General features: G+C 54.6%; 19 protein-coding genes and 1 tRNA gene. 14 read left to right on the top strand and 6 right to left on the bottom strand.

The genetic code is table 11. The features are described 5' to 3' along the window. Nucleotides 1-225 precede the first annotated feature (225 nt). The 3 genes from J3352_RS09835 to J3352_RS09825 all read left to right on the top strand — a co-directional run bounded on the left by J3352_RS09835 (nucleotide 226) and on the right by J3352_RS09825 (nucleotide 3,333). Nucleotides 226-2,016 carry a zinc-ribbon domain-containing protein gene (locus tag J3352_RS09835; protein WP_197036382.1) on the top strand — a complete coding sequence of 597 codons (1,791 nt, stop codon included), beginning with the start codon at nucleotides 226-228 and terminating at the stop codon, nucleotides 2,014-2,016. After that, nucleotides 1,979-2,863, top strand: coding sequence for a hypothetical protein (locus tag J3352_RS09830; protein ID WP_156067243.1), 885 nt, complete (start codon nucleotides 1,979-1,981; stop codon nucleotides 2,861-2,863). Before J3352_RS09835 ends, J3352_RS09830 begins: the two co-directional genes overlap by 38 nt. A 137-nt stretch (nucleotides 2,864-3,000) precedes the next feature. After that, nucleotides 3,001-3,333, top strand: a complete 333-nt coding sequence (locus tag J3352_RS09825) for a transposase (protein WP_097780799.1) — start codon at nucleotides 3,001-3,003, stop codon at nucleotides 3,331-3,333. On the opposite strand, the gene J3352_RS09820 is transcribed toward J3352_RS09825, so the two are convergent. From J3352_RS09820 to J3352_RS09805, 4 genes are all read right to left on the bottom strand, one after another. Further along, a complete protein-coding gene (locus J3352_RS09820; RefSeq protein ID WP_156067240.1) occupies nucleotides 3,277-4,296 on the bottom strand; it encodes a macro domain-containing protein in 1,020 nt (339 codons plus the stop codon). The two genes, J3352_RS09825 and J3352_RS09820, sit on opposite strands and share 57 nt — an antisense overlap. Nucleotides 4,297-4,317: 21 nt before the next feature. Further along, nucleotides 4,318-4,929 (bottom strand): DarT ssDNA thymidine ADP-ribosyltransferase family protein, encoded by a 612-nt coding sequence (locus J3352_RS09815; protein WP_197036545.1) that lies wholly within the window; start codon nucleotides 4,927-4,929, stop codon nucleotides 4,318-4,320. A gap of 263 nt (nucleotides 4,930-5,192) precedes the next feature. Continuing rightward, nucleotides 5,193-5,268 (bottom strand) — tRNA-Val (locus J3352_RS09810). A 144-nt stretch (nucleotides 5,269-5,412) separates the two neighbouring features. After that, nucleotides 5,413-6,006 carry a TetR/AcrR family transcriptional regulator gene (locus J3352_RS09805; RefSeq protein ID WP_097773333.1) on the bottom strand — a complete coding sequence of 198 codons (594 nt, stop codon included), beginning with the start codon at nucleotides 6,004-6,006 and terminating at the stop codon, nucleotides 5,413-5,415. A gap of 249 nt (nucleotides 6,007-6,255) precedes the next feature. On the opposite strand from J3352_RS09805, the gene J3352_RS09800 reads away from it, so the two are divergent. The 4 genes from J3352_RS09800 to J3352_RS09785 all read left to right on the top strand — a co-directional run bounded on the left by J3352_RS09800 (nucleotide 6,256) and on the right by J3352_RS09785 (nucleotide 11,649). Then, a complete protein-coding gene (locus tag J3352_RS09800) occupies nucleotides 6,256-8,355 on the top strand; it encodes an RND family transporter (protein ID WP_156067234.1) in 2,100 nt (699 codons plus the stop codon). A gap of 5 nt (nucleotides 8,356-8,360) precedes the next feature. Next, complete coding sequence (locus J3352_RS09795; RefSeq protein WP_156067232.1) at nucleotides 8,361-10,265, top strand: hypothetical protein; 1,905 nt, start codon at nucleotides 8,361-8,363, stop codon at nucleotides 10,263-10,265. A 134-nt stretch (nucleotides 10,266-10,399) separates the two neighbouring features. Further along, nucleotides 10,400-11,194 (top strand): threonine/serine exporter ThrE family protein, encoded by a 795-nt coding sequence (locus J3352_RS09790; protein WP_156067229.1) that lies wholly within the window; start codon nucleotides 10,400-10,402, stop codon nucleotides 11,192-11,194. Beyond that, complete coding sequence (locus tag J3352_RS09785; RefSeq protein WP_156067226.1) at nucleotides 11,191-11,649, top strand: threonine/serine exporter family protein; 459 nt, start codon at nucleotides 11,191-11,193, stop codon at nucleotides 11,647-11,649. Before J3352_RS09790 ends, J3352_RS09785 begins: the two co-directional genes overlap by 4 nt. Before the next feature lie 50 nt (nucleotides 11,650-11,699). Here J3352_RS09785 and J3352_RS09780 read toward each other — a convergent pair whose 3' ends face one another. Beyond that, nucleotides 11,700-12,317 carry a hypothetical protein gene (locus J3352_RS09780; protein ID WP_156067223.1) on the bottom strand — a complete coding sequence of 206 codons (618 nt, stop codon included), beginning with the start codon at nucleotides 12,315-12,317 and terminating at the stop codon, nucleotides 11,700-11,702. A gap of 373 nt (nucleotides 12,318-12,690) precedes the next feature. Between J3352_RS09780 and J3352_RS09775 the strand changes: the two genes are divergently transcribed. The 3 genes from J3352_RS09775 to J3352_RS09765 all read left to right on the top strand — a co-directional run bounded on the left by J3352_RS09775 (nucleotide 12,691) and on the right by J3352_RS09765 (nucleotide 15,166). After that, nucleotides 12,691-13,527, top strand: a complete 837-nt coding sequence (locus J3352_RS09775) for an ABC transporter substrate-binding protein (protein ID WP_097773338.1) — start codon at nucleotides 12,691-12,693, stop codon at nucleotides 13,525-13,527. Between the two features lie 108 nt (nucleotides 13,528-13,635). Further along, a complete protein-coding gene (locus tag J3352_RS09770; protein WP_097773339.1) occupies nucleotides 13,636-14,400 on the top strand; it encodes an amino acid ABC transporter permease in 765 nt (254 codons plus the stop codon). A gap of 13 nt (nucleotides 14,401-14,413) precedes the next feature. Then, nucleotides 14,414-15,166 carry an amino acid ABC transporter ATP-binding protein gene (locus tag J3352_RS09765; RefSeq protein WP_370569101.1) on the top strand — a complete coding sequence of 251 codons (753 nt, stop codon included), beginning with the start codon at nucleotides 14,414-14,416 and terminating at the stop codon, nucleotides 15,164-15,166. An 83-nt stretch (nucleotides 15,167-15,249) separates the two neighbouring features. Here J3352_RS09765 and J3352_RS09760 read toward each other — a convergent pair whose 3' ends face one another. Continuing rightward, nucleotides 15,250-17,685, bottom strand: coding sequence for a GH36-type glycosyl hydrolase domain-containing protein (locus J3352_RS09760; protein WP_156067220.1), 2,436 nt, complete (start codon nucleotides 17,683-17,685; stop codon nucleotides 15,250-15,252). A gap of 423 nt (nucleotides 17,686-18,108) precedes the next feature. Between J3352_RS09760 and J3352_RS09755 the strand changes: the two genes are divergently transcribed. The 4 genes from J3352_RS09755 (at nucleotide 18,109) to J3352_RS09740 (ending at nucleotide 22,599) form a co-directional block, all read left to right on the top strand. Beyond that, on the top strand, nucleotides 18,109-19,119 hold the full coding sequence (locus J3352_RS09755; RefSeq protein ID WP_097773341.1) for a LacI family DNA-binding transcriptional regulator: 1,011 nt from the start codon (nucleotides 18,109-18,111) through the stop codon (nucleotides 19,117-19,119). A gap of 84 nt (nucleotides 19,120-19,203) precedes the next feature. Continuing rightward, nucleotides 19,204-20,643: a twin-arginine translocation signal domain-containing protein gene (locus J3352_RS09750; RefSeq protein WP_097773342.1), complete on the top strand. Its 1,440-nt coding sequence runs from the start codon at nucleotides 19,204-19,206 to the stop codon at nucleotides 20,641-20,643. Between the two features lie 112 nt (nucleotides 20,644-20,755). Further along, nucleotides 20,756-21,733: a carbohydrate ABC transporter permease gene (locus J3352_RS09745; protein ID WP_117505963.1), complete on the top strand. Its 978-nt coding sequence runs from the start codon at nucleotides 20,756-20,758 to the stop codon at nucleotides 21,731-21,733. Beyond that, nucleotides 21,733-22,599: a carbohydrate ABC transporter permease gene (locus tag J3352_RS09740; protein ID WP_005935355.1), complete on the top strand. Its 867-nt coding sequence runs from the start codon at nucleotides 21,733-21,735 to the stop codon at nucleotides 22,597-22,599. The genes J3352_RS09745 and J3352_RS09740 overlap by 1 nt, the downstream gene beginning before the upstream one ends. Nucleotides 22,600-22,602: the final 3 nt, after the last annotated feature.

The following is a 22,602-nucleotide window of genomic DNA, read 5'->3' as shown; positions in this document are numbered from 1 at the left end:
CGGTAGAGGGCAAGAACCGTCCCGTGGCCACAAATTTTCAATTCTTGAAAATGTTCTATCCATCCGGGACTTCACTTCTCAAACTCTTGCGAGTTTTCCAAGTGATCTTGTTGGGGCGTGCCTGCCCCAAACCCTGCCGTGCTTTTTATCATGCTGAATTTTCGATTTAATCATGTTATAATAAAAGCAAATACTTTTCAATTACGGATATATCGAGGAGTCATCATGGTTAAGCTCATTAAAGGCCAAAATGACCTATTATCACAATACCCAGACTGCATCAACGAATGGGATTTTAAGAAAAACCACCCACTTTCACCAGATACCATCACAGCAGGTTCTTCAAAAAAAGTCTGGTGGATTTGCAGCAAAGGGCATTCTTATGAACAAAGCATAAATCTTCATATTATACGTGGTTATAGCTGTCCCTATTGTTCGCATCAAAAAGTGTTTGCTGGTTACAATGACCTTGAAACGCTCTTTCCAGACATTGCAAAAGAATGGCATCCTTCAAAAAATGCAGAACTTACACCGTCCAACGTAACAGCGTACAGCCAAAAGAAAGTATGGTGGCTCTGCCCAATGGGACATTCCTATGAGCAAACTGTTGAACGGCGGGTGCGACGTGGAAGTGCATGCTACTACTGCTCAGGGCATAAAGTGTTAAAAGGATTCAATGATTTAGCTTCGGTCAATCCCAGCCTCGCTGTCGAATGGCATCCATCTAAGAATGCTCCGCTGACACCGTATGAAGTAACTGCTGGAAGCGGAAAACGTGTATGGTGGCTTTGCCCTATCGGTCACGAATATCAAGCTACTATCCATGACCGCAATACAGATAACACACAATGCCCTATTTGCAATTTAAGAGTCCAGACCTCGTTCCCCGAGCAGGCTACCTTCTTTTACGTTCATAAGCTCTATTCAGATGCCATCAACAAATATAAACCTGCTTTTCTGGGTTCTATGGAGCTTGATATCTATATTCCCTCTATTCATACCGGAATTGAGTTTGATGGTGCAAACTGGCACCAATCGGATGAGCAGTATGAACGGGACATCCGCAAATATAAATTATGTCAAGAAAATCACGTGAAACTCATCCGTATCAAAGAAAAGAATACTCGCAATTGGGTTGACAATGCGCAAACTGCTGATGTGGTTTATACCATTTCAAAGGTCAAAAAGACAGGCGAACTCGAAACTGTCCTTAAAGTCATTCTCGATTCTATAGATGCTTCCTCCAATATGTGGACTCGAACAGATCCTCGACATATTCACAGTCAAATCGATGTAAATATCGAACGTGACCGCCCGCAGATCTTAGGATATTTGACAAGTATTGATAATTCCCTCGCAATTTTACGTCCAGACGTTGCCTCAAAATGGGACTATGTGAAGAATCAGGACTTAACTCCAGACATGTTCACCGTCAGTTCAAATGAAATCATCTGGTGGAAATGTCCAGATTGTGGACACGAATGGAAATGTAGCATTAACAGCATGACACGAAAAGGGCGCTTTGGGTGCGCTGAATGTTCAAAAAAACACCGTGGAAGAAGTTTTACACAAGGTGTAGTTAAAAAGGTTGGTTCACTCGCTGAAACCATGCCAGAACTTGCCAAAGAATGGCATCCCATAAAAAATGGCGATTTAACTCCAAATGATATAACCGCCGGAAAATTCAAACCTGTCTGGTGGCTTTGTCCGAAATGCGGTTACGAATGGCAAGCAAGTCCCAATAACAGAAAAAGAGGAATTGGTTGTCCATGTTGTAGCGGTCGAGTTCCCAAAACAGGCGTAAACGATTTGGAAACACTTTATCCCGAGCTTTTAAAAGAATGGAATTATGAAAGAAATAGTTCTAATAATCTTTTTCCATCACAGCTTCTTCCTAAAAGTGGAAAGAAAGCATGGTGGAAATGCTCTAGTTGCGGACATGAATGGTATGCAGTTATTGCAAGCAGAGTAAAAGGGCATGGTTGTCCACATTGCTCCAAAAGGAGAAAGAAATAAATCTGTAAATCCACTTTATGCTGATGAGCACAATCGTTATGCAATCCTCCAAAAGCACCCAGAGATTTATTTCTCCACCATGCCGCTCCGATTTGAGAACCGCGAAGAAGCCATTGCGTGGATTTGCCGGAATCAGTTGGGACGGCGCAATCTTTCCCCCGAACAAAAGCGTTACCTGCTGGGGAAGCAGTACGAAGCCGAGAAGAAAGCTGCAAAAATCTTTCGGGGCAATCAGTACACTTTAGCAAAGAAAAGTGGTGGTGCTCACGATGATAACCACCACTCCGGGAAGAAAACCTGCGACCGGATCGCAGAAGAAAACGGTGTCAGCCGTGCCTCTGTTCTCCGTGCCAGCCACTATACACGAGGCATCGACATTGCGGACAACCTCTCTCCCGGCATCAAGCAGAAAGTCTTTTCCGGTGAAGTGAAGTTCACCAACGAAGAAATGTCCAAGCTTGTGCAGGCAAGTGTCGAGCATCGTTCAGATGTCCTTGCTCAAATCCTGCATCCAGAGGCATTGGAAGTGTTGGAATCTGCCAGCGCTGAATTTGAGCCTGAAAAAGCGGAACCCGTTCCCATGCCCACGCCACAAACAGAAGAATTCCGGTGCTATCATGTGCCGGACGAGTTTATGAAGGTTTACAAATCCTTGAGCCGTGCGACCGAAATGATGAAAAACTCATGGAAGAAAACGCTCAAAAACAATCCCAGCTATTTCACTGACCCGGAAAAGCAGAAGGTTCTCCGCTTCGCAATGCAGAGGCCTGCTAACTACCTGACTGAAATCGAAACCTATCTGGAAAAGGCTCTTGCAGAAGCCCTTGAAGGAGAAAAGACCGCATAACGACAGGCACTTGTAAGCCATCAACGAGCCACCAGCCGCAAGTGCAGGGCGGAAAGCATCCGCGCCCTTGCGCCTGATAAAAAATGGAACTTTGATTTTCTTGCCCGGCTTTGCTGCGGTGGGACGATCAAAGGAGCGTGCGTTTGAACAAAAAGAAAAAGTCCACAAACACTTCCCCTTACCCCGATGAAGTCATTGACCGTCTGGCACGGGCATTCTATCCGGCCATCCTTGCCTGCTGGAACAGCGAGGAAGGCCAGAGGGAGTTTGCCGCGTGGCAGGCGGAGCAGGCTCATCACGCAAACAAAAAAGAAATCCAGGAAGTTCCCGCTGGGGAACTCCCTGGTATACATATCGCTATTGTCTGTGGTCTTTGGCAGGGTGCGTCCGGGTGGGCGCACCCTGTTTTTGTTTTATGCAGCAAGGTTATAACCTACAAGATTTTTTTCTATAACTCCAAGCATATATAACTTTTGGATTCCCTCGATAATTTCTTGTTCAGTAAACCTCTTTGCCTTTTCCTCAGACCAATTCTTAAATCCGGAAACAATTCCTTCTGCTGTTAAGCCTCCTGAATTTTCAATTAGAAAACAAATTGTTGCCAAACATTCTAGTTCATGATCAGTTTCAATAGAGTTTATAAAATCACAAGACTTTATGATCCAAGGGAGCAATGCTTGTAAAGTATTATTTACCGACTCACTCGTAAGTTTATTAAATAGAATTTTCTCAGCTTCTTTTGTAGAAGATGTTCCATGAAACTGCTGAAATTCACGAATTCCCTTACTAACTATATCAATGGAATGATCATAAGGACCGTATTTATGAGGAACAAAACGAAAATATTTTTTTGAGGAAAACAAATCCATGAAATACGCCGCTTTTTGCAAACGAAGACTGTTAAACTTTTTTAAATGCCCCTTTAATTCCATTAACACGAGTGCTGATGTGCTCAGTTTTGGCTCCTGTGTTGGCGTTGTGGCAAAGTTTCGAGAAGGCTCATAAATATAAATCGCTACCTGTTTGGCTATGTCCTCTAGTTTTTTTGCCAAAACTTGCTTAACGTCATTCCAAATAAGACCACCATTGCCACTTCCCAACGGTGGAATAGCTATACTCTTTATGTTGAGTTCTTTTATTAGTAAAACAAGCGCATCCAACCCATCCTCAATATATTCCATTCGTGATTTTTCACGCCATTTATCTTTGGTCGGGAAATTAATGATGATTTTTTCACTTTCCTTATAAACATGAAGTTTTCCGGGACGTAGTGTACCATTTTTACACGCCTTAACATAGTCTTTGTTGTTGTTTGGAAATTTAAGTTTAAATTGATAGGCGATTCCCTTTCCCATATAACCTTCACAGTTTACTGTGTTGACAAGAGCTTCCGCATCGGACTGGAGCAAATCTCCTGTTGTATAGAAAAACACTTGAATCACCTCCCAATTTAATTATCGACTTATGGGAAACATACTAGGCATAACCTGTATCCTATCCTTAATAGCTACGGCATTTTCCATTTTTAAAATCTTTTCTTTTGCCCTTTCACTATAAACATAAATATATGCAAAATCTGATACCGGAACACATCCCTTCACAACACATTCTGCCATACATGCTTTCCGGATCTCTGCATTTTTATAATCGCGATGCTCTCTATCGTCTAATATATTCCATCGAACCTTCTTGAAACCTTCTCCATAAGAATAAAGATCTGGAGCATCACTATCCAATGGATGTGATGGAATTATTTGATAATTATTATGTTCACAAATACTTCTCCAAACAGCGATGATTGCCATATTTTCTGATCCATACTTTTCGCACACTGCACCATCAAATGGATTTTTTGCAAAAAAATGAAATAAGATATATTGTGAAAGAGCTTCCTTATATCGCTCACGTTTACTTAAGATTTCTGGATCGGCAATATCAGTAAAGTGTATGTCGTGGTTTTGTAATATGCATTTTCGAGAGAGCAGACCAAACTTTAAAATCGAAGGAAGATTATCTATAGATGTTATATGATAGATTAGTTTTCCCATGCTTGGCGCAGTAGCCATGATTTCACCTCCGCACATCATCAAATCACGATATATTTACCCATGTTGATTATATCATAAAAAGAAAGGCTTTTCAACATAGACCAGAAATTTTCTAACAAGGCGAAATTCCCAAACAAGCAAAAGGCAGGATACCACCGTCATAGTGATACCCTGCCTTTGCTCGTTTAATGCTCTGTGTAGTCCTTCCGCAGAACTTCCGATAAACAAAAAACGTACCCAAACCCTTTCTCATAGAGAATCGGGTTCGAGTACGAACTGTATGGTGGACGGTACAGGACTCGAACCTGTGACCTCCTGCACGTCAAGCAGATGCTCTACCAGCTGAGCTAACCGTCCAGATGTCGTATCGACTTGAGTATGATACCACATTTTTCGCGCAATTGCAAGGGCTTTTTTGAAAAAAGTCTGCCTTTTCCGTTTTTTGCCCCGAGGGATTGGCGCAAAGGCCCCTTTGCGGGGGCTGGCAGGGGAGAGGTGCGTTCAGAGCGCCCGGCGGATGATGTCGTAGAGGATGGGCTTCATGTTGTCGATGTTGTCGGGCTTGCCCTCCAACACGGAGGTATAGCACACCGACATGCACATGCTGCCCAGGGCGGTGATGCGCTGGTAGATCTCCCGCTCGGTGCGGCCCGCCATCTCGGGGCTGCACATCACGATCTGGAGGACCTTGCGCATCAGCGGCTCGGCCTCGCCGCTGGCTTCGATCTGATCCAGCCCGGGCCAGACAAAGCTGCGCTCCAGGAAGCGGAGCATCAGGGTGTCCGCGCGCAGGGCTTCGATGATATGGTCAATGACAAAGATCATCTGGTCGGGGAAGCTGGTAAGCTCGGCGGCGTGCTGCTCGGCGGCGGCACAGGCGTTGTCCAGCAGCTGGTAGCTCACCCGGGCCAGCAGGGCCTGCGTGACCGAACCCTTATCGGCAAAATAGAGGTAGAACGTGCCCTTGCCCACCTTGGCGCGGGAGGTGATATCCTCCACGCTGGTCTTGGAGGTGCCCCGCTCCAGAAACAGCTCGTAAGCTGCATCCAGAAGCGCGCGTCGCTTTTCCTGTTTCTTTCCTTCCACGGTGCTCATAGCTTGCTGCATCCTCTTTTCTGACGTTGTTTTGTTGTGTAAACAATATTTTAGCAGGGAGAAGGGAAGAGCGCAAGAGCAAAAGCCCCCGGACAAGCTATACAATTTTTGCTTTGTGATAAGAAAACTGACTTTTGGTCATTTTTTATCTTGACACCTTGCGTCGATTGGTTATAATAGTGCTTGCTCAGAAATGACCACGGGTCATTTTTAGGGCAGATCCAATCAACTTTCGTATGGAGGGTTCCCATGAAAAAGATCGCACAGAGCATCGTGCGTCTGCGCAAGCTGATCTTAACAGTAGCGGTCCTGCTGTTGATCCCTTCCGCAATCGGCGCGGTTGCTACCCGCATCAACTATGATGTCCTGACTTATCTGCCGCAGGAGCTCGACTCCATGATCGGCGAGGTAGCGCTTGAGGACGACTTCCATCTGGCTTCCACCGGTATGATCACGGTGGAAGGCCTGCCTACCAATGAACTGATCGCCATGAAGAAGGACATTGAGGCGGTGCCCGGTGTCACACAGACCTTCTGGCTCAGCGATGTCATCGACCCCAGCATCCCCACCGAGATGCTGCCCGCGGATGTCCAGCAGTTCATGTTCGGCAAAAACGATTCCACCATGCTCATCGTCCGGTTTGATGCGCCCAGCGCCAGCGACGAGACGATGAATGCCGTCAATCAGATCAAAAAGGTGCTGCGGCACGACTGCTACTTTGGCGGCATGAGCGTCATCTTGCAGGATACCAAGGCACTGATCAATCAAGAGATGCCGCTGTACATCCTGTGCGCTGTGGGTGCCAGTATGCTGGTGCTGTTCCTCTCGCTGGAGAGCACCATCACGCCCGTACTGTTCATGCTGGGCCTGCTGTTCCCCATTGCGTACAACTTTGGCACCAACATCTTCCTGGGTCAGATCAGCTACATCACCCAGGCGCTTTCCACGGTGCTGCAGTTGGGCGTGACGATGGACTTCTCCATCTTCCTGCTCCACCGTTATCAGGAGGAAAAGGAACTCCGCTCCTCCAACGAGGAAGCCATGGTGACCGCCATCTGCAAGACCATGACCTCCATCACCGCTTCCTCCCTGACCACCATTGCGGGCTTCCTGGCACTGTGCGCTATGCGCCTGACGCTGGGCCGCGATATCGGTGTTGTTATGGCAAAGGGTGTGGCGCTGGGTGTCATCTGCACCATCGTCATCCTGCCTGCTTTGATCCTGACCTTTGATCAGCAGGTCGAAAAGTACAAGCACCGCACCATCGTACCCAAGCTGACCAAGCTCAGCTACTTTGTTTCCAAGCACGCAATGCCCATCGTGGTCGTCTTTCTTGTGCTGCTGGTGCCCTTTGTGGTGGCCCAGCAAAAGACCGAGGTCTACTACACCCTGTTCGACTCGCTGCCCCAGGACCTGACCGGCATCGTTGGCACCAACAAGCTGGGCGAGGACTTTGGCATGACCACCTCCCACTTTATTCTGGTGGATGAGGACCTGACCGCAACGCAGGTGTCTGACCTCTGCGATGAGCTCAAGGATGTGGACGGCATCACCCAGGTGGTGAGCCTGGATTCCATCACTGGTCCGGGCTTCCAGACCGAGCTGCTGCCCGACAGCGTGACCGAGATCCTGCAGTCCGGCGGCTACAAGCTCATTCTGGCCAACAGCTCCTATAAGACCGGCACCGATGCCATCAATAACCAGCTGACTGAGATGAACGACCTTATCAAGGCGGTTGACCCCAACGGTGTCATCACCGGCGAGGGTGCCATGACCAAGGATCTGATCGAGGTTGCGGATGTGGATTTCAAGAACGTCAACGTCTGGTCGATCATGGCAGTCGCTGCCATCATCCTGATCTCCTTCCGGAGCCTGTCCATCCCTGTGCTGCTGGTTGCCAGCATCGAGGCCGCCATCTCCATCAATATGGGTATCCCGTACTTCACCGGTACCCAGCTGCCCTTCATCGCCAGCATCGTCATCGGCACCATCCAGCTGGGCGCGACTGTGGACTACTCCATCCTGATGACCACCCGTTATCACGAGGAGCGCAGCTATGGCCGCACCCCGCAGGAAGCTGCCCAGCAGTCGCTGGAGCACTGCAGCCAGTCCATCCTGACCAGCGGCCTGACCTTCTTTGCCGCAACCGTCGGCGTGGCCGCCATCAGTAAGATGGAGCTGCTGCAGAGCATCTGCCGGCTCATCTCCCGCGGCGCACTGATCAGTATGGCTGTCATTCTGGTCGTTCTGCCCGCTGCCCTGATGCTGCTGGACTGGGTCATCCGCCACACCACCATGCACTGGCTGGTCCCTGAATCTTCCAACGCCAAGAAGTCTGATAAGGAGTAATTACCATGAAAAAATCGCTTCGTTTCGCCAGTGCGGCGCTGGCGCTGACTCTCGCCGCAGGCATGACCCTGCCCGCCTTTGCAGCCGCCAAGGCCGATTATTCCAAGGATGAGACCGTCTACGCCGTGATGAACGCCGACGGCTCCATCAAGTCCACCACCGTCAGCGAGCACCTGTACAGCGCTTCCGGCCTGTCCAATGTCACCGATGAGAGCACCCTGACCGATATCCAGAACACCGAGAGCGATGCCGCGTTCACCCAGGACGGCGAAAAGCTGGTCTGGAACACCGACGACACCGACGTGTACTATAAGGGCAATACCGACAAGGCCCTGCCCATCACCGCAAATGTCACCTATACGCTGGACGGCGTGACCGACAGCCTTGAGAACCTGATCGGCAAGAGCGGCCACCTGACCGTGACCGTCGACCTGACCAACAACGAGACCGGCACCGTGACCGTCAACGGCAAGGAGCGCACCGTTGTCACCCCGCTCATCACTGCTGTGGGCGTGATCTTTGGTCAGGATGCCACCAACCTGAGCGCCGAGCACGGAATGCTGGAATCTGCCGCCAAGAGCAGCGTGGCCGCTTTCGTCTGCCTGCCCGGCGTGAAGGACTCTCTGGACGGTCTGCTGCCCGATGACCTGTCTACTGTGGAGGATTATCTGCAGGACAGCGTCACTGTGGAAGCCGATGTCGAGAACCTGACCGCACCGCAGGTCATGCTGGCCTGTGCCACCAACGCCGATGCGTTGGGCACCAATGCCTTTGACCTGAGCAGCCTCAACGAGCTGACCGATGGCGTCAGCCAGCTGAACGATGCCATGAACCAGCTGATGGATGGTGCCGCCCAACTGGTGGACGGTGCTTCCCAGCTGGCCAACGGTACCCTGGCCCTGCTGGACGGCGCTTCTCAGCTGAACAGCGGTGCTTCTGCCCTGGACGATGGTCTGGGCCAGCTGACCACCGGTCTGGATACCCTGAGCTCCAATAACGCTGCCCTGCAGGCTGGTGCCCAGCAGGTGGCCGATGGTGTTCTGGCCTCCGCCAACAGCACCCTGATGGAGGGCGGCCTGATCGACACCCCCATGACCTGGGACAACTACGCTTCCGTTATTGACGAAGTGCTGACCATGAACGAAAAGACACTGGCCGCTGCCCGCAAGAAGATGGTGCGCACCGTCTGGGAGCAGGAGCCCAGCTTCAAGGACAGCCAGCTGGACATTGCCCTGTATCTCTCCGCAACCAAGACCAACCACGACCTGGAAGCTGCTCTGCGGCTGATGCAGAGCTACGACCCCTCCATGTTCAGCGCCATGCTTGACCTGAGCACTGCCAGCGCAAAACAGACCGTGCATGACGAGCTGAAGTATCAGGCTGAGAACAGCCAGGATATCGCAGATGTCCGTGCCCTGAAGAACAGCCTGGCGCAGATCCAGTATTTCGTGTCCAGTGTCAACCAGTACACCAACGGTGTTGCCACCGCTGCTGACGGTGCCCACTCCGCAAAGGACGGTGCCGCCCAGCTGGCCGATGGCACCAAGACCCTGTATGACGGCGTGACCACCCTGAATGATGGCGCAGGCCAGCTCAGCGATGGCACGGTCCGGCTGAACGATGGCCTGAACCAGTTCAATGAGGAGGGCATCTCCAAGCTGACCGGTGCTCTGGACGAGGAGCAGATCCACGGCCTGAAGACCGTGCTGGACGAGATGACCAGCCGTCTGGAGGATTACACCAGCTTTGCCGGTAAGTCCGAGGATGCTTCCGGCAGCGTGAAGTTCGTCTATAAGACCGGTGAGACGGTCGCCGCTGCGGATGTTACCGCCCAGACCACCGCCGATGTGCAGGAAGGCAACTTCTTCACCCGCCTGTGGCAGCGGATCGTGAACCTGTTCAAGTTCTAAAAAAACGGCGTGCCTGCTTGACAAGCCGCCGGAGATTGACTATACTACAAATAGATTCGTCAAGAAAAATGACCGCTCAGGCACTGAAACATTGAGGCGGTCATTTTTTATGCCAATTTTAAGGAGACCACAGCATGGCAGAGAGGGGATTGTATCCGGACGGGGAACAGCGCCGCCGCATCATGGATTTTATTATGGCGGCCGGTCAGACCCTTTTGGAGAACGGGGCAGAGGTGTTCCGGGTGGAGCAGACCATGGAGATCATGGCGGCCAGCTTCCACCTGCGGGAGTTCCATGTCTATGTGCTGACCAACGGCATTTTTGCCAGCGCAGGCACGGCGGAGATGAGCGAGGTGCGCAACGTGCCCACCCGTACCACCCACCTGGGGCGGGTGGCGGCGGTGAATCAGCTTTCCCGCCAGATCGCGTCCGGGGAAGTGGACACCATCGATGAGGCCGAGACCCGGCTGGCTCAGGCCAGGTGCATCCCTTTTCCGAAGGACTGGGTGCAGATTGCGGCGGGCATGGGCGGCGCGTTCTGCTTTGCGCTGATTTTTGGCGGCGACCTGAAAGCCGGGCTTGCCGCCGCTGCGGCCGGTGTTGCGGCCAACGCCTACCTGCTGTTCTGCGGGCGGCACGGCGTGGGGGGCGGGTTCCGAACCATCTCCACTGCCGCCCTCATTACCCTATGCTGTATTCTGGGCTGCAGCCTGCTGGGCACTGAAGCCAGTCACGCCATCATCGGTACTCTGATGATCCTGACCCCCGGCATCGCCTTTACCATGGGCATCCGGGACTTTGTGCAGGGAGATTACCTGTCCGGCACCATCCGGATGATCGACGCGCTGCTCATTGCGGCCAGCATCGCCATCGGCACAGGCCTTGTGCTGAGCCTCTATGCCTTTTTGAAGGGGGTGGCCGTGGTATGACGGAGCTTCTTTTCACCGGGGAGCAGCTGGGCCGTCTGGCCCTGCAGTTCCTGTTGGCCGGGGCGGGCACCCTGAGTTTTGCCATCCTCTTTGCCTGCCCCAGGCGCACCCTGCCCTACTGCGGGCTGGTGGGCGCAGTGGGGTGGCTGGTATACGAGATCGCGGAGCTGTTCGGGATGGAAGCCTTTGCAGCCTCGCTGCTGGCGGTCATTCCGCTGACGCTGCTGGCCCGCATCCTTGCGATAACCCTCAGAGCACCGGTGACGGTGTTCCTGCTCACCGGCATCTTTCCGCTGGTGCCCGGTGCGGGCATCTATTACAGCGCCTACTACTTCATTCAGGGCGACAACGCGCTGGCGCTGGCAAACGGCATCTCTACCTTCAAGATCGCCGTGGCGCTGGCCGTGGGCATTGCCCTGGTGCTGGGCATCCCCCTGCCACAGAAACGCCGATAAAACAAAAACGAGACCGCCCGGTGGGCGGTCTCGTTGGTTATGCGGGAAAATCAGGTGGTGGGAACCATCCGCAGCAGCTGGGCCCCGGTGGTGACATCCAGACGGAAATATGCTTTGTTCAGCTCGGTGTTGTAGGAAACATTGACCGGTGTTTCGGTACCGTCGGCATTGATCTGCATCAGGCTGTAGCCGGAAACGGTATTGGCGGGTACCTCGATGCTGGCAATGACTGGCTGGGTCATCACACGGGCGGGGGTGACCTCCTCGCTCTTTACGGTGCCGCACTTTTCGCAGATGACCCGTTCAATAACAGTGGGATAGTAGAATGCTGCTGTCATTACCTGCTCACCGTTTTTCAGAGTCCCGGTGTGAACAATCAGGTTGGAAAAGTTGGAGAAGACACCGTTTACCTTGGTCAGCTGGGTGTTATTCTTTACCTTGCCGCATTCGGGGCAAAGTGTAAGGGTCTCGGTGGTGCCATCGGGGAGCTTATGCTGGAAGGTGGTCTCCACACACTCAGTCTTATACTCTGTCGTGGTCTTCCAGGTGTGTTCCTTGCACTCGGTTTTGCCCGGGGTCTCTTCGGCCATGCTGACCACAGAACTGCCTGCCAGCACACAGACGGACAGACCAAAGGAGGCCAGGGCTTTCAGTATACGATTTTTCATAGCAGGATCCTTTCTCCCCGCATCCCGGCGGGGCAGCGCGGTTTGAGCTTGGCTGCTTTTACCATGCTTCCAGCCTGATTATACCAATTAGAAGGAAAAGGTGTCAATGTCCGGGATTAAGTCCTGTGGGAAGATTCACTAGCAGAATGCAACGGAATGACAGAAACACAGGAGCAAAATGTATATATACATTAAGAATGGGCTGCTGTATGTATAAATGTTTTCAAAAGGGTTTCATTTGTTCCGATTTTTTGCACAACACTTGACTTTTTTATTTGTACAACATATACTAATTCTGTTCCTTGATGACACGATGAAGCGCATCGTGCCGGGAAAGTGAAAAATTATACAATCAACAGAGGAGTGTTTGAATATGAAAAAGATCAATCGCCGCAGCTTTCTGGCTGCCGCTGGTCTGACCGCTGCCGCTCTGGCTCTGACTGCCTGCGGCGGTTCCGCCTCCAGCACCGCTTCTTCCACTGCAAGCAGTGCAGCTTCTTCCGAGGCTGCTTCCACCAGCGCTGCCGCTGAGCTGACCACCGTTGAGGCTGGCAAGCTGACCATGGCCACCAACGCTGCCTTCCCTCCGTACGAGATGACCACCGATGCCGGTGAGTTCGAGGGCATCGACATCGACACCGCCAAGGCCATTGCTGAGAAGCTGGGCCTGGAGCTGCAGATCGATGATATGGACTTCGACGCAGCACTGCTGAGCGTGCAGCAGGGCAAGGCCGATATCGTCATGGCTGGCGTTACCGTGACCGACGAGCGCAAGGCTGTGATGGACTTCTCCGACAGCTACGCTACCGGCATCCAGTCCATCATCGTTCCCGAGGGCTCTGATATCACCTCTCCCGATGATCTGGCAGGCAAGAAGATCGGCACCCAGCGCGGCACCACCGGCTACATCTACTGCTCTGATGACTTCGGCGATGACGCTGTGGTCGCATACGACGACGGCCTGACCGCTGTGCAGGCTCTGAACAATGGCCAGGTCGATGCAGTTGTCATCGACAATGCCCCTGCAAAGGAGTTCGTTGCCGCCAACCCCGGTCTGGTCATTCTGGACACCAGCTACGCCGAGGAGGATTACGCCATCGGTCTGGCAAAGGGTTCCGCTCTGGAGGATGCTGTCAATGCCGCTCTGGAAGAGCTGAAGGCTGACGGCACCCTGCAGTCCATCGTGGACAAGTACATCACCGCTGAATAATTCAGCTGTACCTTGTATCACGGGGAGGCGGCCCCATCTGGGGCACCTCCCCTTTTTTGGAAAGAACAGGTTACAAAATTCTAACAATTTTAGAAAGCGAGGATGCGAATGGCCGCACAATACGAACTGCTGAAAGAGCTGCTCAACAGCGGCACGAAGCTGGACTTCGGGCAGGAAATGTTCTTCAAATTCTATCAGGCGTTCATCCTGAACGACCGCTGGGTGCAGTACATCCAGGGCGTGGGCACTACGCTGCTGGTCACCGCCATTGCGCTGGCACTGGGCGTGGTGCTGGGCAGTGTGGTGGCATTGGTGCGTGTTGCGCACGACCAGCAGCGTCCCGGCCGCAGGAACCCGGTGCTGGGCTTCTTCAATGCCGTCTGTCAGGTGTACACCACCATCATCCGCGGCACCCCCATGATGGTCCAGCTGCTCATTATGAGCATGGTCATCTTTTCCAACAGCCGCAACTTTACCATGGTTGGTGCGCTGGCACTGGGCATCAACTCGGGCGCTTACGTCTCGGAGATCATCCGCGGCGGCCTGATGGCGGTGGACCCTGGCCAGATGGAAGCCGGCCGCAGCCTGGGCCTGAACTACATGACCACCATGGTGGTCATTGTCATTCCGCAGGCCATCCGCGCGGTGCTGCCTGCACTGGGCAACGAGTTCATCGTCCTGCTCAAGGATACCTCGCTCATCACCGTTATCGGCGGCAAGGAGCTGCTGTATGCGGCGCAGGGCATTATGAACCGTACCTACGAGGCCATGTTCCCCCTGTTGGGCGTTGCAGTGGTCTATCTGGTCTTAGTCATGCTCTTTACATGGCTGCTGTCGAAGTTTGAGAGGAGGATGGCGCAAGGTGACCGCTAATCATGCTGAAAAGATCCTGGAAGTCCGTGGTCTGACCAAGACCTACGGCGGTGAGGCCAAAAAGGGCGCAAAGCAGCCCACCCCCACCCTGGATGTCCTGAAGGGCATCGACATCGACATCTACCGCGGCGATGTGGTCTGCCTGATCGGCCCCTCCGGCTGCGGCAAGTCTACCTTCCTGCGCTGCCTGAACCGACTGGAGATCCCCACCGGCGGCTCCATCAAGTTTGAGGGCATCGAGGTGGATGATGCCCACATCGATGCCGTGCGCCAGAAGATGGGCATGGTGTTCCAGCACTTCAACCTCTTCCCCCACCTGACCGTCAAGCAGAACCTCTGCCTGGCCCCGGAGCTGCTCAAGCTCAAGAGCAAGGAGGAGGCTTCCAAGCGTGCCGAGGAGCTGCTGGCCCGTGTCGGCCTGTCCGATAAAGCCAATGTGTTCCCCAAGAGCCTTTCCGGCGGCCAGCAGCAGCGCATTGCCATTGCCCGCGCTCTGGCCATGGACCCGGATGTCATCCTGTTCGACGAGCCCACCTCCGCCCTCGACCCTGAGATGGTCGGCGAGGTGCTGGAGCTGATGAAGGAGCTGGCCCACACCGGCATCACCATGCTGGTGGTCACCCACGAGATGGGCTTTGCCCGCGAGGTGTCCAACCGAGTCATCTTCATCGATGAGGGCAGGATCCAGGAAGATGAGCCCCCGCAGGAGCTCTTCTCGAACCCCAAGCATCCTCGTCTGAAGGCGTTCCTTTCCAGGATGCTGTAATTGGAACTGAAAAAACTGTATTGAAAAGACCGCCAGAGCAAGCGTTTCTACTTGCTTTGGCGGTCTTTTTGCTGTGAGGGAGGTTATCCAAGAATGACAGAGACCTCTACACTTTCACCGGTCTTTGCCAGCGGCAGGAGGGTGCCCGCAATAGGAGCGCCGTTCACGGTGACGCTCTGCACGCCCTTCTGCACGGCGTGGGGGTTCTCCACCCGGATGTGGTACACGGCACCCCGGTAACGGCGGGTGACGGTGTAGCCTGCCAGCGTGTGGGGGATGCAGGGGTCAACGCGCAGGCCATCCAGAGTGGGCTGGATGCCCAGAATGTACTGGCTTACGTTCACGAAGGTCCATGCCGCCGTGCCGGTCAGCCAGCTGTTCTTGGCCTCGCCGAAGGTGGGGGCATCGCGGCCTGCCACCATCTGGCTGTAAACGTAGGGTTCGGTGCGGTGGATCTCGCTGATGTCCTCGATATAGGCCGGGCAGGTCTTTTTGTAGACAGCAAAGGCCCGGTCACCGTGGCCCAGCACGGTCTCAGCACAGCTGATCCATGGGTTGTTGTGGCAGAAGATACCGGCGTTCTCCTTGTAGCCCGGGGGATAGCTGGAGATCTCGCCCAGATTGAGCCGGTAGGTGGTGTAGGCGGGCTGGAGCAGTACCACGCCGTACGGGGTGTCCAGCCGCTCCTCCACGCTCTTCAGTGCGGCTTCGGCCTGACCGGTCTCTCGGCCGATCCCGGCCATCACGCACATGCCCTGGGGTTCGATGAAGATCTGCCCCTCGTCGCATTCCCTGCTGCCTACGGGGGCACCAAAGGCATCGTAGGCACGGCGGAACCATGCGCCGTCCCAGCCGGCGGTCAGGGTGGCCTGTTCTACTGCGTCAATGGCAGTGCGGGCACTGGCGGCCTCCTCGGTGAGGTGCAGGTGGTCACAGAGTTCGGCGTACTCGCGGCCGTATTTCACGAACATGCCCGCAATGAACACGCTCTCAGCCACGGGGCCCTCGCTGGGGCCGGTGATCTGGAAGCTCTCGCCCGGGTGCTCCGAGAAGCAGTTCAGGTTCAGGCAGTCGTTCCAGTCGGCCCGGCCGATCAGCGGCAGGCCGTGGGGGCCCAGATGGGTATGGGTGTAGCGGAAGCTCCGGCGCAGATGCTCCATCAGGGGCTGTGCTCTGGTCATGTCGTTGTCAAAGGCAACCGGCTCGTCCAGGATCGACCAGTCACCGGTCTCCCGCAGATAGGCGGCGGTGCACGCAATGAGCCAGAGCGGGTCATCGTTGAAGCCGCTGCCCACGTCGCTGTTGCCCTTTTTGGTCAGGGGCTGGTACTGGTGGTAGGCACTGCCGTCCTCAAACTGGGTGGCAGCAATGTCCAGAATGCGCTCCCGGGCGCGGGAGGGGATCATGTGGACGAAGCCCAGCAGATCCTGACAGGAATCCCGGAACCCCATGCCGCGGCCGATGCCGCTCTCGTAATAGCTGGCACTGCGGCTCATGTTGAAGGTGACCATGCACTGATACTGGTTCCACAGGCTCACCATCCGGTCCAGCTTTTCCTCGCCGGAGGTCAGCTGCCAGCCCGAGAGCAGCTCCTGCCAGTAGTCGGCCAGTGCCCTGCGGGCGGCATCCACCTGTGCGTCGGTGGCATAGCGGGCCATCATGGCCTCGGCCCGGGCTTTGTTGATGATGCCGGGAGCACTGAATTTTTCCCGGACCGGGTTTTCAATGTAGCCCAGCCCGAAGATGATGCTCTTTTTCTCACCCGGTGCCAGCGTGAGATGGAAATGGTGGGCACCCACCGGAGCCCAGCCGTGGGCAATGCTGTTCGAGCAGTGACCGGCTTTGACCGCTTCCGGTGCGGCGGGGCCGCCGTACACGCCGCAGAAGGCATCCCGGCTGGTGTCGAAGCTGGTAACGGGGGTGTTGGCCCAGAACACGGCGTAGTGATCCCGGCGCTCCCGGTACTCTGTCTTATGATAGATGGCACTTTCCACCACTTCCACCTCGCCGGTGGAAAAGTTGCGCTGGAAATTGGAGCTGTCGTCCATGGCATCCCACAGGCAGAACTCCACATAGCTGAACACGTCCAGCGTGCGGGGAGCAGTGGTCTTGTTTTCCAACGTCAGCCGGTCGATCTCACAGGCATCGCCCCGGGGCACGAACAACTCCTGAGCGGCCGCAATGCCGTTTTTCTCACCCTGCAGGATCGTGTAGCCCAGACCGTGGCGGCAGGTGTAACTGTCCAGTTCCGTCTTGGCGGGTTGCCAGCCCGGGTTCCAGATGGTGCCGCCATCGTTGATGTAGATGCGGTGGCCGTCCATGTCCAGCGGGGAATTGTTGTAGCGGTAGCGGGTCAGCCGCCGCAGCCGGGCATCCCGGTAAAAGCTGTAACCGCCGCCGGTGTTGGACACCAGACTGAAAAAGTCCTCGCTGCCCAGATAGTTGATCCAGGGCAGGGGAGTGCGGGGCGTGTCGATCACATATTCCCGGCGCGCATCATCAAAATGTCCGAATCTCATAGCCTTGTTCCTCCTTATAGGGTAAACCGGAAATGCTGAAATCATTTGATGGCGAAAACGATTTAGAATTTGCGGCCCAAGGGTGGGAAAGGCACTTGTCACCCTAAGAATAGTCTATCCTGCGGGAAAAATCAAGAGCGGACCTGAAATATACAACAAGGGTGCAGCGGGCTGGTTCAGGGGTGGAAACCGGTATGGGAACGAAAAAATTATCGAACGGTAACGAAATGTAACGAAAACGATACAGACTGCATAATTCTGAGGAAATGAAATCTCGCAACCTGCTGAAATGCAGACTTTTACGATAAAACTTTTCTTCTTCTGCTTGATTTTTAGTACAAAGTGCGCTATATTGAAATTGCGAAAACGATTTAGGATTCGTTCAGGAGCCCTGAGCGGGTCCCTGTGAGGGAGGGCGGCGAAATGTCATCCTTAAAAGATCTGGCGCGTGAATGCGGTGTCTCGGTGGCAACGGTGAGCAAAGCGCTCAATGGCCAGTCGGACATCTCTGCTGCGACCCGCGACCGTGTTCGCGAGGCGGCCCGCCGTATGGGCTATGTGCCCAATATGGCGGCCCGCGCGATGAAGACCAACCGTACCTACAACCTTGGCGTTCTGTTTGTGGACGAGCGGCAGAGCGGCCTGGCCCACGAGTACTTTTCGGCGGTGCTGGACAGCTTCAAAGTGCAGGTGGAAAAGCTGGGCTATGATATCACCTTTGTCAACCGGAACCTCGGCGGCAGAACAATGACCTATCTGGAGCACTGCCACTACCGGGGCGTGGATGGAGCGGTGATCGCCTGCGTGGATTTCAACGATCCGCAGGTGGTGGAGCTGGTCAACAGTGATGTGCCGGTGGTGACCATCGACCATGTGTTCAACAACCGGATGGCAGTCCTTTCCGATAATGTCAACGGGCTTTCGGCGCTGGTGCGGTACGCCTACGCCAACGGCCACCGCCGCATCGCCTTTATCCATGGCGAGCGCACGGCGGTGACGGAGAACCGGCTGGCGGGCTTCTACAAGAGCTGTGCGGAGCTGGGGCTGCAGGTCCCCGAAGAATATGTGCGAAGCGGTGTGTATCACGATCCCGACCGCTGTGCCGAGGAGACCCGGGCCCTGCTGGCACTGCCACAGCGGCCCACCTGCATCCTCTTCCCCGATGATTTCTCGGCCATGGGCGGCTGCATCGCTCTGCAGGAAGCGGGCCTGAGCATCCCGGAGGATATTTCCGTGATGGGATATGACGGCATTTACCTCTCCCGCGTGATGAAACCCCAGCTGGTGACCTGGCAGCAGAACACCAAAATGCTGGGCCGGATGGCAGCGGATAAGCTGGTGCAGATGATCGAGCACCCCCGTGTGACGCTGGCCGAACAGATCCCGGTGACAGGAAAACTGCTGGAGGGCGGCTCGGTGCGCAGCATCGAATGAATGGGTTGGATTTGGTTCCGGGCGAACCGGAGCCTTGAATTTGAAACGCTTTTTCACGAAAACCATTGAAGGAGGTTTTTCATTATGAGAAAGATTTCGCGTCGTAATTTCCTGCTGGCTTCCGGTGCAGTTACCATCAGTGCAGCGCTGAGCGCATGCGGCGGCTCCTCTTCTTCTACCGGCGCGGCATCCTCTGCCGCAGCTTCTTCCGCCGCTTCCGCTGCTCCGGCAGCTCAGGGCAAGGTGCTGAATATCTGGTGCTGGAACGACGAGTTCCAGGGCCGCTTCAATAACTATTACCCCGAGGTCGCCTCCATCGCTGAGGACAAATCCACCACCACCCTGAAAGATGGCACCGTTGTCAAGTGGACCATCAACGCCAACGAGAACAACAACTACCAGAATAAGCTGGATGAGGCCCTGTTGAATCAGGACTCTGCCGCCGATGATGACAAGGTAGATATCTTCCTGATCGAGGCTGACTACGCACTGAAGTATGTGGATTCCGATTACGCGCTGGATGTCAAAGCAGACATCGGCCTGACCGATGCCGATCTGGCTGGTCAGTACCAGTACACCAAGGATATTGTCAGCGTGGACGGCAGCCAGCGCGGCACCACTTGGCAGGCGACCCCCGGTCTGTTCGCATACCGCCGCAGCATTGCCAAGGAAGTGCTGGGCACCGATGATCCCACCGAGGTGCAGAGCCATCTGTCCGATTGGGATAAGTTCAACGAGGTGGCTGCACAGGCCTATGCAAAGGGCTACAAGATGCTGTCCGGCTTCGATGATGCTTACCGCACCTTCTCCAACAACGTGGACGCTCCCTGGGTGGACGGCACGACCGTCAAGGTAGACCCCAACATTATGAAGTGGGTCGATCAGACCAAGGAGTACACCGATAAGGGCTACAACAACAAGTCCAGCCTGTGGGACAGCCAGTGGGCAGCCGATCAGGGCCCGAGCGGCAAGGTGTTTGGCTTCTTCTATTCCACCTGGGGCATCAATTTCACCCTGCTGGGCAACTCTCTGGAGACCCCTGTGGCCGAGGGCGGCAAGGAAGAAGTAGGCAACGGCATCTACGGCGATTACGCAGTCTGCGAAGGCCCTCAGCCCTATTACTGGGGCGGCACCTGGATCTGCGCGGCAGCCGGTACCGATAATACCGATATCATCCGCGACGTGATGCAGAAGCTGACCTGCGACGAAGCCATTATGAAGCAGATCACCCTGGATACGCAGGATTACACCAACAACGAGAAGGCCATGGAAGAGATCGCTAACAGCGATTATGCCTCCGACTTCCTGGGCGGCCAGAACCATATCGCCCTGTTTGCAGAAGCTGCAAAGAAGATCGATATGTCCAACGCAGGCCCGTACGATCAGGGCCTGAACGAGAGCCTCCAGAATGCCTTCAAGGATTACTTTACCGGCACGGTGGACGAGGATACCGCAAAGGCAAACTTCGAGACCGCCATCAAGGAAAAGTACCCCGAGCTGACCGATGTGGTCTGGCCCGCATAAGCGCAGCCGGAACCTGAAAACCTTTTGAACCGAATCTGAATGGGGCGGGCCGGACGCTGATCCCGCCCGCCCCGTTTTGCTTTGGGCAGTGTACGTCAGGAGGGCAGTTACTATGGGAGCAAAACCAAAGAAGAACGGCTCGATCAGCTATGCAAAGTGGGGCTATATCTTCATTGCACCGTTCTTCCTCATCTTTGCGGTGTTCCAGCTCATCCCACTGGGGTCTACGATCTATTACAGCTTTTTTGAATATTACCGCAGCGGCCTGAAGATCATCGGCCCCACCTTTGTGGGCCTGAAGAACTACATCACCCTGTTTGCAACCGACCTGCCCAAATACTTTGGCAACACGCTGCTGCTCTGGATCATCGGCTTCATCCCGCAGATCGCCATCTCGCTGCTGCTGGCGGCCTGGTTCACCGACCTGCGCCTGAAGCTGAAGGGCCAGACCTTCTTCAAGACAGTCATCTACATGCCCAACCTCATCATGGCTTCGGCGTTCGCCATGCTGTTCTTTGCCCTGTTCTCGGATAACGGCCCTGTGAACGCTGCACTGGTGGGCATGGGCATCCTCAAGGAGCCCTTCAGCTTCCTGAACAGTGTCTGGGGCAACCGCGGCCTCATCGGCCTGATGAACTTCCTGATGTGGTTCGGCAATACGACCATCATGCTGATGGCGGCCATTATGGGCGTGGACCCCACCCTGTATGAGGCAGCGGAGCTGGACGGCTGCACCCCGAACCAGATGTTCTGGAAGATCACCATCCCGCTCATCCGGCCGATCCTGGTCTATGTGATGATCACTTCGATGATCGGTGGCCTGCAGATGTTCGATGTGCCGCAGATCCTGACCAACGGCAAGGGCGGCCCCGACCGCACCTCCACCACCATGATCATGTACCTGAACAACCACCTGTTCAGCAAGAACTACGGCATGGCCGGCGCGGTCTCGGTGGTGCTGTTCCTGGTGTGCGCAGTGCTCTGCGTGATCGTTTACATGGCCCTGACCAAGGAGGACGACGGCTTGAGCAAGGCCGAGCGCAAGGCCCGCAGGCAGGCGGCCAAACAGGTGAAGGGAGGAAAAGCATAATGTCACACGCAGTCAAGACAAGATCCGAAAAAGCGACCCTTGCGGCCCGCCGCACGGTGTGCTATGCGGCGCTGGTGCTGTTGAGCTTTTTATGCCTGTTTTTCTTCTATGTGCTGGTCATCAATTCCACCCGTACCCATTTTGAGATCCAGAAGGGCTTTTCCTTTCTGCCGGGCAGATCCTTGATGACCAACCTGAAAAACGTGCTGTCGGATGCCAACATCCCGGTGCTGACCGGTGTGCGGAACAGCCTGATCGTGTCCGGCTGCTCGGCTGCCCTCAGTGTCTATTTTTCGGCCCTGACAGCCTACGGCATCTACGCCTATAACTTCCGGTTCAAAAAGGCGGCGTTTGCCATCATCCTGCTCATTATGACCATGCCGACCCAGGTCTCGGCGCTGGGCTTCCTGCAGCTCATCACGAAGATGGGCCTGAAGAACAGCTTCATTCCCCTCATCATCCCCAGCATTGCGGCCCCGGCGGTGTTCTTCTTTATGAAGCAGTATCTGGATGCCAGCCTGCCCATGGAGATCGTGGAAGCCGCCCGCATTGATGGCGCAGGGGAGTTCTACACCTTCAACCATATCGTGCTTCCCATTATGAAGCCCGCTCTGGCGGTGCAGGCCATCTTCTCCTTTGTGTCCAGCTGGAACAACTACTTCATCCCCGCACTGGTGCTGGATACGGCAGACAAAAAGACCCTGCCCATCCTCATTGCACAGCTCCGCAGTGCCGACTTCCTCAAGTTCGATATGGGCAAGGTCTATATGCTGGTGGCCATTGCCATCCTGCCCGTGATCATCGTTTATCTGCTGCTGTCCAAGTTCATCGTCCGTGGTGTTGCACTGGGCGGTGTCAAGGGCTGAGCA

Origin of the sequence: Faecalibacterium sp. Marseille-Q4164 (genome assembly GCF_017377545.1) — a bacterium.
GTDB lineage: Bacteria > Bacillota > Clostridia > Oscillospirales > Ruminococcaceae > Faecalibacterium > Faecalibacterium duncaniae.
This window is presented reverse-complemented; position numbering and strand designations above follow the sequence as displayed.

Bases quoted from the DNA above. Each gene is read 5' to 3' on its own strand.
- J3352_RS09755 (WP_097773341.1), top strand. From the start codon at position 18,109: ATGTCATCCTTAAAAGATCTGGCGCGTGAATGCGGTGTCTCGGTGGCA.
- J3352_RS09800 (WP_156067234.1), top strand. From the start codon at position 6,256: ATGAAAAAGATCGCACAGAGCATCGTGCGTCTGCGCAAGCTGATCTTA.
- J3352_RS09740 (WP_005935355.1), top strand. From the start codon at position 21,733: ATGTCACACGCAGTCAAGACAAGATCCGAAAAAGCGACCCTTGCGGCC.
- J3352_RS09830 (WP_156067243.1), top strand. From the start codon at position 1,979: ATGGTTGTCCACATTGCTCCAAAAGGAGAAAGAAATAAATCTGTAAAT.
- J3352_RS09745 (WP_117505963.1), top strand. From the start codon at position 20,756: ATGGGAGCAAAACCAAAGAAGAACGGCTCGATCAGCTATGCAAAGTGG.
- J3352_RS09785 (WP_156067226.1), top strand. From the start codon at position 11,191: ATGACGGAGCTTCTTTTCACCGGGGAGCAGCTGGGCCGTCTGGCCCTG.
- J3352_RS09795 (WP_156067232.1), top strand. From the start codon at position 8,361: ATGAAAAAATCGCTTCGTTTCGCCAGTGCGGCGCTGGCGCTGACTCTC.
- J3352_RS09780 (WP_156067223.1), bottom strand. From the start codon at position 12,317: ATGAAAAATCGTATACTGAAAGCCCTGGCCTCCTTTGGTCTGTCCGTC.
- J3352_RS09750 (WP_097773342.1), top strand. From the start codon at position 19,204: ATGAGAAAGATTTCGCGTCGTAATTTCCTGCTGGCTTCCGGTGCAGTT.
- J3352_RS09790 (WP_156067229.1), top strand. From the start codon at position 10,400: ATGGCAGAGAGGGGATTGTATCCGGACGGGGAACAGCGCCGCCGCATC.
- J3352_RS09805 (WP_097773333.1), bottom strand. From the start codon at position 6,006: ATGAGCACCGTGGAAGGAAAGAAACAGGAAAAGCGACGCGCGCTTCTG.
- J3352_RS09770 (WP_097773339.1), top strand. From the start codon at position 13,636: ATGGCCGCACAATACGAACTGCTGAAAGAGCTGCTCAACAGCGGCACG.
- J3352_RS09815 (WP_197036545.1), bottom strand. From the start codon at position 4,929: ATGGCTACTGCGCCAAGCATGGGAAAACTAATCTATCATATAACATCT.
- J3352_RS09760 (WP_156067220.1), bottom strand. From the start codon at position 17,685: ATGAGATTCGGACATTTTGATGATGCGCGCCGGGAATATGTGATCGAC.
- J3352_RS09775 (WP_097773338.1), top strand. From the start codon at position 12,691: ATGAAAAAGATCAATCGCCGCAGCTTTCTGGCTGCCGCTGGTCTGACC.
- J3352_RS09835 (WP_197036382.1), top strand. From the start codon at position 226: ATGGTTAAGCTCATTAAAGGCCAAAATGACCTATTATCACAATACCCA.